The organism is Mesorhizobium qingshengii, assembly GCF_027563465.1.
Taxonomy (GTDB): Bacteria; Pseudomonadota; Alphaproteobacteria; order Rhizobiales; family Rhizobiaceae; genus Mesorhizobium; species Mesorhizobium qingshengii_A.
This window is the reverse complement of the sequence record NZ_JAPFQA010000031.1, coordinates 13,493-28,388: the sequence shown is the minus strand read 5'-3', so window position 1 is coordinate 28,388 and position 14,896 is coordinate 13,493. Positions and strand designations below refer to the sequence as shown.

At 59.1% G+C, this 14,896-nt stretch carries 11 protein-coding genes; 3 read left to right on the top strand and 8 right to left on the bottom strand.

The features are described from left to right. On the top strand, positions 1–359 hold a 359-nt coding region (locus OOJ09_RS30905; protein ID WP_269908843.1), incomplete at its 5' end, for a proline racemase family protein. Positions 360–902: 543 nt separating this feature from the next. On the opposite strand, the gene OOJ09_RS30900 is transcribed toward OOJ09_RS30905, so the two are convergent. The 3 genes from OOJ09_RS30900 to OOJ09_RS30890 form a co-directional block, all read right to left on the bottom strand. Beyond that, positions 903–1,133, bottom strand: a complete 231-nt coding sequence (locus OOJ09_RS30900) for a hypothetical protein (protein ID WP_269908842.1) — start codon at positions 1,131–1,133, stop codon at positions 903–905. Positions 1,134–1,555: 422 nt separating this feature from the next. Continuing rightward, positions 1,556–4,642 carry an AAA family ATPase gene (locus OOJ09_RS30895; protein ID WP_269908841.1) on the bottom strand — a complete coding sequence of 1,029 codons (3,087 nt, stop codon included), beginning with the start codon at positions 4,640–4,642 and terminating at the stop codon, positions 1,556–1,558. Positions 4,643–5,011: 369 nt separating this feature from the next. Next, a complete protein-coding gene (locus OOJ09_RS30890) occupies positions 5,012–5,341 on the bottom strand; it encodes a hypothetical protein (RefSeq protein WP_269908840.1) in 330 nt (109 codons plus the stop codon). 378 nt (positions 5,342–5,719) lie between these two features. Between OOJ09_RS30890 and OOJ09_RS30885 the strand changes: the two genes are divergently transcribed. Beyond that, positions 5,720–7,114 (top strand): hypothetical protein, encoded by a 1,395-nt coding sequence (locus tag OOJ09_RS30885; RefSeq protein ID WP_269908839.1) that lies wholly within the window; start codon positions 5,720–5,722, stop codon positions 7,112–7,114. 599 nt (positions 7,115–7,713) lie between these two features. On the opposite strand, the gene OOJ09_RS30880 is transcribed toward OOJ09_RS30885, so the two are convergent. Together OOJ09_RS30880 and OOJ09_RS30875 are read right to left on the bottom strand one after the other, a co-directional pair. Continuing rightward, positions 7,714–8,721: a S1/P1 nuclease gene (locus OOJ09_RS30880; protein WP_269908838.1), complete on the bottom strand. Its 1,008-nt coding sequence runs from the start codon at positions 8,719–8,721 to the stop codon at positions 7,714–7,716. A 371-nt stretch (positions 8,722–9,092) separates the two neighbouring features. Continuing rightward, positions 9,093–9,554 (bottom strand): thermonuclease family protein, encoded by a 462-nt coding sequence (locus tag OOJ09_RS30875; RefSeq protein ID WP_269908837.1) that lies wholly within the window; start codon positions 9,552–9,554, stop codon positions 9,093–9,095. A 311-nt stretch (positions 9,555–9,865) separates the two neighbouring features. Here OOJ09_RS30875 and OOJ09_RS30870 point away from each other — a divergent pair, with 311 nt between their 5' ends. Further along, a complete protein-coding gene (locus OOJ09_RS30870; RefSeq protein ID WP_269908836.1) occupies positions 9,866–10,084 on the top strand; it encodes a hypothetical protein in 219 nt (72 codons plus the stop codon). 1,957 nt (positions 10,085–12,041) lie between these two features. Here OOJ09_RS30870 and OOJ09_RS30865 read toward each other — a convergent pair. The 3 genes from OOJ09_RS30865 to OOJ09_RS30855 form a co-directional block, all read right to left on the bottom strand. Next, the gene (locus OOJ09_RS30865; RefSeq protein ID WP_269908835.1) at positions 12,042–12,986 is read right to left on the bottom strand and encodes a threonine ammonia-lyase; all 945 of its coding nucleotides are present in this window, start codon (positions 12,984–12,986) and stop codon (positions 12,042–12,044) included. Then, entirely contained in the window at positions 12,983–13,999 is a 1,017-nt protein-coding gene (locus tag OOJ09_RS30860; protein WP_269908834.1) for a succinylglutamate desuccinylase/aspartoacylase family protein, read from the bottom strand. The genes OOJ09_RS30865 and OOJ09_RS30860 overlap by 4 nt, the downstream gene beginning before the upstream one ends. 105 nt (positions 14,000–14,104) lie before the next feature. Further along, on the bottom strand, positions 14,105–14,893 hold the full coding sequence (locus tag OOJ09_RS30855) for a transporter substrate-binding domain-containing protein (RefSeq protein ID WP_269908833.1): 789 nt from the start codon (positions 14,891–14,893) through the stop codon (positions 14,105–14,107). Positions 14,894–14,896: the final 3 nt, after the last annotated feature.

The following is a 14,896-nucleotide window of genomic DNA, read 5'->3' as shown; positions in this document are numbered from 1 at the left end:
CCATGATCGAGGTCGCGGGCGCCGGGACGATCCGTGTCGACATCGCATATGGCGGAATGACCTACGCGATGGTCGAAGCCGCTGATCTGGGGTTCGCCATTGAGCCGAATGAAGCTCGCGATCTTTGTGCGATGGGCCGGCGCGTGAAATCTGCCGCCGCCGAGCAACTGCCGGTGGCCTATCCCGGTAATCCCGACATGCCGGGAATCACGAACAGCTCGCCCTGCGGAACGGGGTCGTCGGCGCGTTTGGCGCTCATGCACGCCCGGGGTGAACTCGGCGCCGGCGAGAGCTTCATCCATGAATCGATCACCGGCAGCCGCTTCACCTGCGCGATCGACGGGCTGGCGAGTTGGTGACTACGAGGCGGTCGTTCCTATGTGCGACTGTCGCCATCGACGCGAACATCAAACAAGACAAATCCGCCCGTTTTTTCCGCAACGTCGGTCACTCGATCGGAAAACAGCTGGTTCATCCCGTCTGTACTCATGAGAGACTGCTCGAACAGGACCAACTCGACATACTCCGCCTTCATGCCGCAATTATGAGCGCGCGCCGGCTTCTGCCAAGACCTTTCACTCAGGAATCCCGATGACCGCCAGTCAACGCGCCTCTCCGCGCTCGCTGACCCATCGCGCGCCAATGGCCGCTGGGATGACGACCTCTTTCAAACATCAATACGCCACCACTCGGGTCGGGCGATGAAGCATATAGGATCGGTCGGGAAGCCAATTGCGCTCGGCCTTTCGCCAACCCAGGTCCGCGCCGGCCGGTTCCATCTCACCTGCGTTGCCTCGCGGTTGACTGGCTTGATCACCAAGCTCCCGAGCCATGGCGGCGGCAGGCATTTGGTTCTGCTTGCGTTCTGTGGCCTGCGCGATCCACGTGGCCTGGCCTCTGCGCTAGTGAATCCATTTTCGCAGAAGATGGCCGGTATTCAAGTCGATCATCCGTTCAATCGGGATATCAAAATACCAGACGGCCACTGTGATAGAGACGATGGCAACAATCATCGGGTAGAACGGATCGAAGACAATGTTGAGCGGGTGTCGCCGAACTTTCTCTGGGCGCCTGCGTTCCCTGCCATATTGGAATTCTTCGTCCAATGCTTCGTTCGCTATGCTGTAAAACATCACAGTATCATAAGCCGCAAGAGGTTAAATGATCCTATCAGACGAACCTAATATAATCTGCGAGGGATACTGCGAGGGCAGTGCACCTGCGTAATGCGGGTTTAGAACGGCGGGCCATTGCTACGGTCGGTACGAATTCTAGCATGCCAGCTACGCTCAATGCTGTTTCTCAAATGCGGCTGACACGGCCTCGACGTGGCGCCATTCTTCGCGTCAAAACTTCTTTCGCTCAGGCTTCCCAATGGACGCGCTGCCGTAGCTGTCAGGCTTGGCGTGGGTAGACAATTGCGGGCTATCGAGATGGTTGCCACAGCGTCGGCATGGATTGGGCGACAGGGCACATCGATTAGGCGCGGCTTGCATGCGTCTGGTGTCCGTTCAGTCCTTTACGCGGCCAAATGGCAGCCCATAGCGCCTAGGCCTTAGTCTCCAAACTGGCCCGCCGAATGATAGTCCAGCCACCGATTCATCCCCATGTCCGCATATAGCGAATGGGCCCGCTCGAGAAACTCGGCTGCGATAGACGCGTTGCCTTTCTTTCGCTCCAAGCCGCTCCGTATCCGCAGCAGGTGGGCGAGATCAGGCCGCATCCCCAACTCAGATGCCAGTTCATAGGCGTCCTCAATTGTTCCGGACAGCCCGGCTACGTTGTGCAGTTGAGCCAGGATGCCCTGATTTCGCAGCGACCAGACCATCACGCTTCGAAAGCCGCCGCTCTCAGCAGTCACCAACGATCTGCGAGCAAACGTTTTGGCACGGTCCAGGTCACCGGCAAGGGTATACGCGCTCGTTAGGGACGTTTCTAAATACGCCTGGAGTATGCCCGTTTCGTTGGCGGGCAATTCTCTGTAGATCCGTTCCGACACCTCGATGGAAAGATCGATCTTGCCCACAATCTGGTAGATGAACCCAAGGTGACAAACTAGCAGGCCCGTCTCGAGAGATCGGCTATGATGTCGTCCATTGCGCAGTACCCGAATGAGATTCAGAATCGCGTTGTTAAGCTCGCCTTGATGGGTCAGTACGTATTGACGGTAGAACTCCGAGAACATGCCCATAGCTACGTTGTTAGAATGCCTTGCAATACCTGCGGCAGTATTAGCCAGGCTGCGAGCTTCCTGAAAGTTCCCAAGCTGTGCATTGCCCATGGCATGGTAGCCCAGCAAATGCACTACCCTCTCCAGATTAGACGGTACCTGATCGTGCTCGATCGTAGCAATGGCAGCCTTAACCTCCTCCCGAACTGAGACGAATAACGCGGCAAAATCACCAGAGAAGAAATGTCCCATAAAGTCATATAGGCCTCTTTCGACGTGTTTATCTGGTGACTTACCCTCCTCTCCAGTAATGGCTGACGCAAAATCGAAGATCGGTCTAAGGCCGTCGCCAGTGTCGTTCCCAAAGACAGGTCTCAACTTCGCTATCGACTGAAAACGCGCCTGACGTAACAGGCTATTTAGCATACTAAGTCTTAACCTGCTGTCGATCTGCAGACCTTCCTTTCCCATCCCTGACTCAAAGAAAAATTCTAAAATTTGAAACTTTTCTGACTGTTCCAAGCTCTCAATGAGCGGATAGACCCAGGGCTCGTATTTATTCGTCCCGAAATTGTTAACGATGTACGTTCCCAGGTTTATTTTTTCAGGTTGCGAGAGAGCCTGGGTCTCAATTGGCAAGATCGATCCCTGAATTTCCTCGAAGTCGATCGTGGAAATCACAACGTCCGAGGTCGTAACGTGGAACAATTCGATTTCAGCGTGCCTAAGCCTATCCCGTCGAATCAAATTGACAGCGGCTAGCTCGTTGAGAATGGCCTCATCCAGCCGCCCAAACAGTTCATCGTAGCGTCGTCTTGCGATCGTCCCGCCCAGTATTGCCACCCGCATTGCGACAAGACGGGCACTCCTGGAGCTTTGGAAAAACAGCCGAAATAGCGTCGCTTCATAGCCTGGGTATCTGCCTGCGCGGATCAGGTCGCGAGCGTCCTGATGGTCAAGCGAATCTGGTCCTCCCGGCCGCATGTCGGTATCCAATAGCTGGTTAATCAGCAAGGGAATCCCGCGGGTCAGTTCACTCATCGTCTGAACGTAGGCTTCACTCACAACCTGACCCGCGTATCGCAGTTCAATCAACGCGCGAATTTCGCCGAACTCCAATGGCTCAAGCGAAATATGATCGTCGAAAAAATCGATGCCGGCATCCAGCTCGCTCCGACTGCTGATGACGAACAGCACAGCAGCGTCCTTGACGGTCGAAAACCACTCGAAAACCGTCCGTGCATGGAAGGCGTTAAAGCTGTCAAAGTCATCAAGTATGATAACGATCTTTCTGTGTTCTGAAATCTGGAATATTAACAAATCGGATTGGTAGTCGCTGGAATTCGCGTCTTGATAATCTCGATTTCCGACAGAGACTTCTTTCGAAGGACGTTTAGATGTCGGGTGATCCCTGCCGTCGCGGAGGTCGGTTGGGAGTGAATTGGTACCCTTTTCACTTTGCGCGATCAGATCGCGACACAGTCGACGGACCAGTTCCTCTGGGCCCGAGGTGGTTAGGACGGTTCTGTCGTACTTGACTGAGAAGTAATCCAGGCTTGCCAGATGAGCAACAAAGTTGTCGATCAAGTGCGTTTTTCCAATCCCGGCCGAACCTGTCACCAACACCGCCTTGCCGTTGAGAAGGCTCGCGCTGTCGGCCATGGTCATCAGACGTTTCGCGGCTGCGGCCCGCAAAGGCACGTGGATGCCATGGGTTGTTGACGACGCGGTTCTTCCCTGACTGGCCGTTCGGATCTGATCGAACAAAGCTCTGATGTTGGCTGGGCACTCAATACCCAAATCTTGCGCGAGGCGCCGCTCGTACCGTTTCAGCATTTCTGTTGCCGAGGCAGTTCTGTCTTGCTGGATGCGTGAGACAATTAGCGCCTTGATGGCGGTCTCGTTATAAGGGTCTAGGGAAAGAAGATGGTTACAGATAAGCTCGATTGCATCAGAATTGTCTGACGTAAGGGAGCTGACCAATTTGGTAATCCGCTCGGACACCCTGTTTTTTATATCCAGCCTCGTATAGTAGAGCCACTCGTCGAACATTGGATCCAGTCCGTCGAGATCATTGAACATTTCGCTTGAAAAATTGACTTTATAAAGCTCGGCTATTTCCGACAAAGAGACTTTTAGAACGATATCGAGATCGGTCTTGATGTAGACTCTATCGATAAGAATATCGTTCTCTCGCGAGATGAGTACGTCTGAGTTGTCAGAATTAAGAGTCTTGCGAAGAGCCGAGAGGGCAGACCGAAAGCTGGTCGACGCTTGTTCTTGCGGGGACCGGCTCCAGAGCAGAGACCAAATCTTGGAACGTGTCTCCCGATGGTCCTTGCTGGCAATGAGAATTGCCAGTATTGCCTTGGACTTGCGGTTCTTGACCGTGACTTCTAGGCCAGTCTTGTCCACAATTCGAAAAGAGCCGAAAAGGTTCACCAAGAACCGGCCTACCTGATGCGCTTCCATGTCGGTGCCCCCTCAAGTGGCCGTCTGTTGCGGTGACGGAATTTGTATCCCTTCTCGACTGCCGTGAGCCGCTGTTCAGTTTGTAAGAGGCGGTGCCATTGTCTGATCGCCGGTTATCGGAGACCGTGACGAAAGCACCCGAAATTGGCTATACATTAGCACAATCAAAATTACCGCGGCAGGCTTCATTTCGTGAGCGGTTTTCGCTCACAAGCCAAAGCAGCTGGCAAGCGCGCCAAAGGTGCGCAGACCGCGACCTCTGCCCTGCCGACCGTTGGGCTCTGCAAGGCCAGCTACAATCGCGACGGCGACGAACGTCGACTCATCGAAGTAGGGGCGGTGGTGTCAAGCACCGCCCCTATCTTCAATTCAGTTCCGGCAGTTTGGGCTGACCGGATCGTACGCTCGTGGGCTGACCCCCAGGCACTTGGACGTCGAAACAGCGCCAATGCCGCCGTCGGATCCTGTCTGGATGGGGTCCACCAGTCCGAATGAATGTCGGCTCTTGACCGCACCCGTACCCGGATCTGCGCCCCAAGAATCGAAGTCACCATTGTCGGCACGAAGGCTGTGGACGCCAACGAAGGGCGTGTGGGTGTCTGCCTCACCCGCCAAGGAAGGTGCAGTGAGGACAAAAAGTGCCGACGTTGCTACGATGACGCCATTCACATGTGCTGCGAGTTTGTAGAGGGTCTTCATGGCTATTCTCCTTTTGGTTGGGTTGCTGGAAGCTCTGCTCGAAGGTCTTCAAGATCGAGCAAGGACACTTTCTCACGCTGCCGTTGGTCCGACGTTTGGCCGCCGTTAAGAAAGCGTGAAATCGACGCGAATGATTCGCGAGGCCTGTCCTCGGCTGTGTGGCCACGGAAGGCGCCCGGCCAGCCTGGCCTAAGCGGCGGAAATCAGGGACCCCGGCTGTGCCCAGGGCAATGCAGGCCGGTTGAGCGGAACCACTGACATCGCGACAAAACTCACGATGGACAGAAGCACCCACGATGGACAGAAGCGTTCAAGCATCACGAAGACTATTGACTGAAATGAGCCTTCGATGGTTTTATGAAAGGGAGGAGTGGTTCGATGCGAGCACTTCGGAACTTCCTTCGCTTAACAATTGTTTTCGCTGGCTGCGCCGGTGTGACTGCCGCGTTCGCCGGTCCTTGCGATGTTCCGAGCGGGAGCACCCTGGACGACGCGGCTAAGATACAATTCAACTGCTCCAGCTCCAGACCCTTAAAAGACCTCCCCGCAGGCGATCAGGAGTTCAAAGTTCACTACGACTTTCCAGTCACCGTTCCGACGATCGATGCGCCTTGGAGATCAATCGATCCTAGCAGTCATCCTGAACAATATTTGCGCGCCCTCCTTGAGTACGGGATTCGTGACAACGTCGCGGTGGATTGGAGGCTCGAACAGTCACCTGGAGCCCATTGGTGCCACGCCCCGTGGTTTCACGATGGACGCGAACGAATCCACGGCATGACCCGAGAGCGCGGCTCTCGGGTTCGCGAACTTGGCGAACTTCAACTGAGCCGAGCTGAAAACTGGGCCGTCGGGTTCTACAATCCGGTAGGATGCTTCGCCTTGGGCCAGGTTTGGAAGGATCCCGCGCGCCCCAAGACCAAGGATTTTGTCTTCCCGGCCGATAGCTTCTCGATCAAGCTGCTGTTTACGACAGCGCCCCTGATCGAAGTCCCCTACCTTACTGGCTCGAAGAGTTGGAACGCCGCAATTGGGAATGATGGCTCGGTCCGGCCGATGCGGCTGCTGCAAGTCGATGTTGCGGTGAAGGACCCTCGCGCAGGTCCAACAGGATGGGTGTTCGGAACGTTCATTTATGACGCCTACGCACCAGGAGAGGATGTTTGGGCGAAGTTGGTGCCGGTCGGCCTAATGTGGGGCAACGATCCCGACTTGACGCTAAAGCGCTACGAGGAAGAGGGCGGCACGCCACGGCAGAGCTGGGTAAATCCCGATGTTGCTGCGAAGTTTGTTGCCTTGCCCCGCCATCACCTAGGCCTCTTCGGGCGCCTCAACGGCCCGGTCGACAATTTCAAATCAGCGTGCCTCGCGTGCCACGGGAGAGCGCTGGACTGGGGTCGCGGAATTCCGGCGGACCCGGCTGACAAGATCACCCTTGAGGCCAATCGGCTGCTCCCAATCGCAATTAACCCGACTGACGAAGCAGCGTTGCGCATGTATTTTCGAAACCTCCAACCTACCGACCCATTCGTCGCGGGCACACAGTCTTTGGACTTTTCCTTGCAACTCGCTGGAGGCATTTTTAATTTTAGGCGATGGATAGACCAGAACTTTCCCGCCAGCGGGCCGGAGACGCGTGACGTAATGCCATATGTTTTCGATTCCGAAAAACCCGGTCAGCCCGCGGTTGAACGTTCGCTTTCAACAGCAGTCCCACTTGAAAGGGACATATCCGGCCAACAGGTCTATTCGCCTTTCACGCGCGGCGATTAGGACGCGTCGCCACGGTTACCATCATCAACGGAGGGAAAGATGCGGGTGTCACGAACCCTGCATCCGTCTGCTGGCATGCTTTCGCCACCGGTCAGCCTGCATGGCGCTTTGACGACGGCGGCCGCTGCCCACGCCATCTATTCTCAAAGGCCGGCTGCCTCATGCGACGCTCGGGCCCACCATCAGGCACCGGTAAACTGGCTATCGTGATCATGATCCGGGCTAAGTCATGAAGAGACTTCGACGGCGATCTCAGCCAAAAAGGCTTATCCAGACGGCGATCGGTTCTGACGGGCCGCGCATTTGCAGTGCCAAGGACCCCGCAGTCAGGGACGGCTCTTCAATCGAATCAAACGGCGGCGCCGATCATTGCTCCTAGCGAGCGCCTCATGCCCTGCTCCCATGGGCCTTCTGATCCAGATCGGGCGGACCGAGCCGCTTTTCGCCCGCCTTTGGCTTGGCCTTGCCCGGGTTGGCAGCTTCCAGCAGGATCGCGCTCTGGCGAGGCGCTGCCGACGAAACCTGAGGCCTCTCACGGTGCCGCACCCACTGGCGCTCGACGCTTGGCATGGTCCCAAGTCGCTTGTAGGGGCAGCCCGCTACTTGAGCGCCTCGTTAAGCAGGTGAGCCAGGCGCGCTGCCGCTAAGGGAATCTGCAGCTTGCTCACATTGCGGGCTTTGGTTTCATACTGGCGCGTCAGTTCGGCTTGCTGCACCACGTTGCCATTGGCGTCGAGGACTGGAGCGGCATAAGCAGTATCAATGGCGAGCTTGTTGCTTTCGGTCACCCACACGTCCGGGTCGGTAATGGCCGCTTCTGTGCCGTCAGCCGGCGGCAAGTAGGGATTTCCGCTTTTGTCGAAGGTGTCGAAGATGGCGCCATACACCGTGGAGTAGCCCCCGAACATTCCATCGAAATAGGCGTGGAGATTTACTGGGTCGCCGTTGGCTGGCGTCACCATGATCTCGTTGCCGCCGCGATCGCCCTGGTCGGGCTTGTCTTGAGCCTTCCATTTGGCGGTGAACTCCTTTGTAAACAGCGCCGTCGAATGCAGGGGTTGATGCACGTCTCCGATCAAGTGGAGCAACCAGACAAGATCATACGAACGGATGTCGTCGGACATGCCGGCCGCCTTCGGAAGGGCGGCCGTGAAGGCCTTGATCTGGGTAGCAGCATCGACGGGGTCCGCTGGCGGCGGGACACTTCCGTCGCGCTGATAGGGGATGTCCTTGAAGTGCCAATAGCCGTGGATCAATTTGTCGCTGTAGCCGATATTCCTTCCGGCTGTCTCGGTCTTGGCATTGTCCTTCGTGCTGGCGTCCTTGTAATCCTTCATCTCTTTGATGTCGTCCGCCCACACGGCAGCTCTGATGAAGGCGTACCGGTCCAGGTCTCTTGCCGAGCCGTCGTAAGGTTGAGGTATCGCGATCATCCAAGAAAAGTATTGCGGGTTCATCCTGACAAGGCGACTGGCTTCCGCGCGAGCAGCCGGCGTCAGCTGATCCCACGCCATCGCGGCAATTCGCATGTGACCTTCATCCCACCATGCCGATGCGTAGGACGAGTAGAAGCAAAGACCAAAAACTGCGAGTGCAAGCCGCCGCATTGTTCCCTCCCTCAGTGTGTGAATGCTGTTGAAACTCTGACAGAAATCGCAGCGTTCAGCTAGGGTCACCCCCTATCAAACAGCCTGTGGGTCGTTCATCGCGCCCGAATGGGGTGAGCTATGTCGGAGCAGATGCGCCGCGTCGAGCCGTTCTTCCCTTGTCGCCTGGTCTGCCGCGGATGGACCATCGGCGCATCCTGAAGGATATGGTTCGCCAGGCAAAAGCGGCGTCGTGGGTGCGATGCGCCGGCGGGATACGGGCCCCACAAGATCTACAACCGTCCTTCGCCGAACCCGGCTCGGCGGGTCAACCGCATCCTGGCTGAACTTGCGCGCGTGGCGACGGCTCGCATCAGCTGATGATCGAGTATCTACCGATCGAACCGGGCAGGGCGCTTACCGGCATCAAGAAATGGCGGCGAGATTTCATGCTCGTGCTCGGCGAGCAGGTTGAAATCGGCAATCGGCCGTCGCGTCAGCGTCCTGTCGACTGCCTTGGCGCGCCATTCCTCCGGGTCAATCACGTATGTCGCCCACATTCCACGGCGCGCCGACATGGCATAGCGCTGCCATCTCGAGTATTTCGAATTGGCAGGTGAGAGCGCCTTGACCCGTGCCCAACCAACACGCAGCATGTCGAGGGCGAGATCGCGGCTGCCCGCAATGCACCTGCCTGTCAGCGCACCGTCGCTGGCATAGGGCGCGATCCCGCAAACGACCTGGCTGTCGCCTATCAGCCACTTTAGCCAGGCTTTCGACAGCGGCCCACAGGGCACCGGCTTCAGGACGGAACCATCGCCAAGGGGTCTGGGGTCGAATGCCCATTGCGGCAATTCGCAAGTATCGATGTCCTCGAGACCGTCTGAGACGCGCCAGCAAACCACAAGGTCCGGCCGTCTATCACCGTCACACGACCTGCAACCCTCGTCGCTTTTGAATCCACATAGACCGCCAGAGCCGGTGGAGCACTCAAGCGGCGCGCAATGTCAGCCGCGAACGAAGGGGAAGGAAGGCAGACGACAACGAGGGCTGTCAGGGCGCAGGGCAGCATTTTGCCGTTCATGGCCGGGACGCCTTGGCAGCTTGGCCGACAAGGATGGCTGGGGACCAAAGCTGCTTGAAGTGCCACAGACCAGCGTGCCTCATGCGCGCGATCCGCTCGTCGACGGCCTGGGCCGCATGGGAGCGCGATCCGGCCCTGCGCAGCCACACGAACGCAAAACCGGTGATGACCGTGGGGGCGCCGGGATCAGACCTGTCCCGGCCGACCATGGCAAACCAGTCCTTCGATAGCTTGCGCAGCGCCAGTTGGCGGCTGCCGTCTGATCTTCAGGCCTGCCGCTGCATTTGCCATATCGGCTGACATTGGCGGCTTCATAGCGCAAGTATGTACCTTGCGGCCGGATGGCTTTATCGCCGAATGACCGGTCACAGGCTCGTCCACCAACCAGCGCGCCTTGCCAAGTTCTGGCGGCGCGACCGTATCTCAGCCAGCACAATTGCATGGTCGGCAGCGCCGCGCTGAAATGCCAGAAAACCTTAGAGGGCAGCAATTCGCCGTCGACTTCCGACCGTTCCGATCTGACGTCAGCACATATCTGGTCGAAGACACGCTGGCATTTGGGAAGGTCTTCCGGCCCAAGGAAGGAAAACCCGGACATCGAAACCGTCCCACTGTGGCATCGATGACAGCAAAATAATTTTAGCGTCCCACTGGCATTTTCCAGCCGATTGAGAGCCCGGTAGTGTCTCTGTTTGAATTTGGGGTGGTCGCCAGCCCTGCTTCATCCACCAGATCGAAGCCCAAAATCCTAAGCCGAGCACAACCAGCGCAACGGGCCAATAGGCGATCGCCCAGGTGATGCCGATAATCGCCGATAGGAAGCCCTCGCCATGGCCTCCTTCCAGCCCGAATCTCGGATAGGCGTTTTCAAAGAAAGCCATCGCCTAAATGACAGCGGCGACTAAAGCCTCGACCGAACCTGTTGCGCCGTGGGCAGAGCGAAGATGCGAGCTTTCGATCCGCGCAGCGTCGAAGCCGGCTGCGGCGATGATCGCGGGCATACGCCGCCGAGGTCTGGCCGCCGAGAGAGGTATGCGGTCGGCTTGCTGTTTATCCGGGATCGTGGCGGAGCGTTCGCGCGCGCTACATCCCCTGCGTTGAGCACGCGGAATGTGCGCAGGGTTATCTACGGATCGCATATCGAGCAGGCTCGCGTGTCGGAGCGATTGAGTTGGGCTGCTCTTGCGAATGCAGCGTCCCGGTCAAACGGGCCGTGCCAGCGACCGTTCCTATCTCCCGCCTTGACCTGCGTGCCTTGGCCCTCGTTGCAGAAGCCGCAATCGGCTCGATGGATCCGTCCTCGATCACGGGTCCAGCTCTCGTAGATCCAGTAGTTCATCCCACCCTCAAAACTGCCAAGCGCTGACTGCGGCGGCGCCAATCGGTTGCACATCGCCATAGCCGGGCGAACTGCTCGGCGCCGATATCGCCTGCCGCGGCTTGACTCGTTCGCGCCATGCTGCCCCGTCGGCAGCTGCAGGCGGCCTGCGACAGGCAGCGGCTGCCTGCAGCGGCCCTTCGCCCTCCATGTCGGGCTCGTTGCCGTCTGGACTGAACCCGACTGCAAAAGACTGTTCGCGAAGTTCCAAAGGCCGGCCGCGACCCGAACCCAGCGGAAAAATACAAACCGCAATGCACCAAGGCATCCCCCGACACCAAAGGAGATCATGCCCGTTTTGCGATTTGTTGTCGAATCGACAGATCAATGTGCCGATCGCCGACTGGCGGGTATTGGGTCGGCCCCGGCCTTGCCGAAAAGCTCACCCGCGCCGGCTGCCCTGTCGCGCTGTGCGTGGAAGGTCTGTTCGCGGGCCCGACCTTCCACGGTTATGTCCGCGACACGATGTTCGGAAACCTGCACTGGCGAGGGAGAACGCTGCCGAGCGGCCAAAGTTCGCGCGAAAGGTTCGCCGTGACGAAGTCGGAGAAAAATGTGCCGCGATCTCGAAGCAAGATCACCACAGAAGCATGCCCCTCCCGTGCCACAAATCTGGACCGCGCGCCCCCGTCATGGCAAACAAGGGAGGGCAATGTGCCCAGGTTCCCAGCCTCTTCTAAATTCTACAATGCTTCCTCAGAGATGCGGTGACACGCGACCCATCGATGGAGAGCCGTATCCTGTTTCACCCCCGCGTATTGCATGGAATGAGGATTGCATTTTGGCGCCGTCGCGGAACACCATTCCAGGCAAATGCCATCCGCAGCCGCAGGGCGGACTTTTTCGACAACATCGGTCCATTTCTGACATCCGGTCAGATCATCCTTGAATCGCTTCCGGCCCGGCGCCGCAGATGATGGCACAGACGCGCTCGCCTGATCTGAACCGCACTTGACCCTCTGCAATCGCGGCAATCGCGGCAGCACCGCTGAGGTCAGCTGCAAGGCCCATCTCAAACCAAAGGCTTTTGGCCGCGCGCAGCATCTCGCAATCATCGACAAGCACGATCGCGTCGACGCGGTCGCGCACAATGTCGAATATACGGTCATCAGTTTTGGCGCAGGCCATGGTCGCGACCGACGTGGTAACCTTGTCCAAAGCGACATTGCGTCCAACTTCGAGCGCGCGCAGCAGCACCGGCGAGCCCGTCGCCTCGATGCCGACAACGCGGACATGCGGCGCCAGCGCCTTGATCGCGGTCGCCACGCCGCTGACCAGGCCGCCGCCACCCATGGCGACGAGCACCGTGGTGACATCCGGCATCTGGTCGAGGATTTCGAGGCCGACCGTGCCTTGTCCTGAAACCACCGTGGGATCGGCGAAGGGATGGAAGTAGACGGCACCCGTTTCGCTGACAAAGGCTTGCGCTGCCTCGTTGGACTCGTGCCAGGCCGATCCGATGATACGCGTCGTGGCGCCCCAGGCCTTCAGTTTCTCGATCTTGGCCGGCGAGGCGTTGGATGGCAGGAAGATGGTGGCAGGCACGCCTGCCATAAAGCCGGCGCGCGCGGTGGCGATGCCGTGATTCCCGCCGGAAGCGGTGACGATGCCATGCGTCAGCATGGAACGGTCCAGCGACAGCAGCTTGTTGGTGGCGCCGCGCGCCTTGAACGATCCGGTGACCTGCAGCAGTTCCAGCTTCAGCATCAGTTCGACGCCACCGGCCAGCGGCGTCTTTAGATTGCTGGCGGCGATCATCGGCGTGCGCCTGACATTGCCTTCGATGCGGGCGGCCGCAGCGCGAATGTCTTCGAGACCGATCACGCCAGCTCCCCCTCATAGCGTGCGGCGACGGTGACGCAGCAATTGCCGACGACCACGCGGCCTGGCTGGCGGCGACCGTACACGAGGCCGTCCGACAGATAATATACCGTCTCCGGCGGGCGGCCAGGATCGCCCAGATTGTGGATGCGACCGGCCGCCTCGCCGGCATGCACGTCGGCGCCCAGCGCATGGAACGGCTCGAAAACGCCATCGGTGGTCGCCAGCACATAGCCGTCATGGCCGGGAATGCGCAGGATGTTTTCGGGACGCGCGGCCGGCGGCTTGCCGGTTGGCGGCAGCACGCCGAGATGGCTCAGCACATTGCGCACGCCCTTGCGGCAGATGCCGAGGGCGTCGAGCGAGACTGTGCCGCCGCCGGCCATCTCGGTGCCGACCGTGGTCAGTCCGGCCCGTACCGACGTGGCCGTGGAGGTGCGCGGTTCGCCGAGATTGTCGATGACGACGGTGAGCGGTGCGTCGAAGGCCAGCACCGCTTCCATGTTGCGCTTGCGGTGAGCGGTGTCGGGCGCCGGCTCGATGATGGCGCTGGGCAGGATGTTGAGCGAGGAGCCGCCGGAGTGCAGATCGACATAGGCATGGCCGAGCGGCATGACGATGTCGCTGACATAGGCCGAGATCTGCTGGGTGACGGTGCCGGTGGGGTCGCCCGGAAAGGTGCGGTTGAGGTTGAGCCCGTCGACCGGCGAGGTGCGGCGGCCGGCCAGCACGGCGGGCAGGTTGATCGCCGGCAGGAAGATGATGCGGCCGCTGACCATGCCCGGGTCGAGTTCGCGTATGAGTTCGCCGAGCGTTATCGGCCCCTCATATTCGTCGCCATGGTTGCCCGCCTGCAGGATCACGGTCGGACCGTTGCCATTGCTGATCACGGCAAGCGGGATGCGGGTCGCGCCCCAGGCGTCGTCATGCGGTGAATGCGGGATGTCGACGAAGCCGATCTGCTTGCCGGAGCGGTCGAAGTCGAGGGTGGTGCGGGCGGTGGACATAGGGGCCATGGTTCTCTCGGCAGGACTGTCGTCCTGAATGAAGGGCGATTGGCAATGAACGGCAGCCGGGGTCGAGGGGAGCGGCGGGAGTGATGCTCCCGCCGCGATTGTCGGTCAGATCGGCGGCAGGGTCGGCAGCGCCGTGCCGATCCATTTCTGCGACAGCGCGGAGAGCGAGCCGTCAAGCAGGCCCAGATGGATGTAGGTGTCGAGCCAACGCAGCAACTCGGGGCTGCCTTGCTGGATACCGATGTAGCAGGGCGAGAATTGAATGATGAACTTCGGCTTCAGCTGAACCTTCGGGTCCTTGTCCATCAGGTCTTTCGCGACGACATCCGCAGTGGCCAGCAACTGCGCTTGGCCGGAAGTGAAGGCGGCGGCGGCAGTGGCGTCGTCGTCGAAGCGTACGATCTTGGCGTTGGGCGCGGCCTTGGTCAGCTCAAGGTCCTGCGTGGTGCCGCGGGCAACGGCGATGGTTTCGTCCTTCAGATCGGCAGCGCTCTTTACTGCGATGCTGTCGGGCCCAAAGACTCCGATGGAAAGCGCAGCATAGGGCGAGGTGAAGGCGATCTGCAGAGCGCGTTCCGGCGTGGCACCCATCGCGGCTATGACGATGTCGAGGCGGTCGGTCACGAGGTAGGGCACGCGATTGGCCCCGGTGATCTGCTGCAGCTCAAGTTTGACGCCAAGCGCCTCGGCGATCTTCTTGGCCATGTCGACATCGAGGCCGACTGCCTCGTTCTTGGCATCCACCGAACCGAAGGGCGGCACGTCGATCGGCACACCGATGCGCACCGTGCCAGCGGACAGTATTTTCTGCAGGTCGGCCGCCTTGGCCGGCATCGCCGAGACTGCGCCGGCCAGGAGCACGGCTGTGACGATCCTGGTAAGATGCTTGAACATGGA

Coding starts and splice junctions, on each gene's coding strand:
- OOJ09_RS30900 (WP_269908842.1), bottom strand. CDS start 1,133: ATGTTTTACAGCATAGCGAACGAAGCATTGGACGAAGAATTCCAATAT.
- OOJ09_RS30890 (WP_269908840.1), bottom strand. CDS start 5,341: ATGAAGACCCTCTACAAACTCGCAGCACATGTGAATGGCGTCATCGTA.
- OOJ09_RS30880 (WP_269908838.1), bottom strand. CDS start 8,721: ATGCGGCGGCTTGCACTCGCAGTTTTTGGTCTTTGCTTCTACTCGTCC.
- OOJ09_RS30870 (WP_269908836.1), top strand. CDS start 9,866: ATGCGCGCGATCCGCTCGTCGACGGCCTGGGCCGCATGGGAGCGCGAT.
- OOJ09_RS30855 (WP_269908833.1), bottom strand. CDS start 14,893: ATGTTCAAGCATCTTACCAGGATCGTCACAGCCGTGCTCCTGGCCGGC.
- OOJ09_RS30860 (WP_269908834.1), bottom strand. CDS start 13,999: ATGGCCCCTATGTCCACCGCCCGCACCACCCTCGACTTCGACCGCTCC.
- OOJ09_RS30895 (WP_269908841.1), bottom strand. CDS start 4,642: ATGGAAGCGCATCAGGTAGGCCGGTTCTTGGTGAACCTTTTCGGCTCT.
- OOJ09_RS30885 (WP_269908839.1), top strand. CDS start 5,720: ATGCGAGCACTTCGGAACTTCCTTCGCTTAACAATTGTTTTCGCTGGC.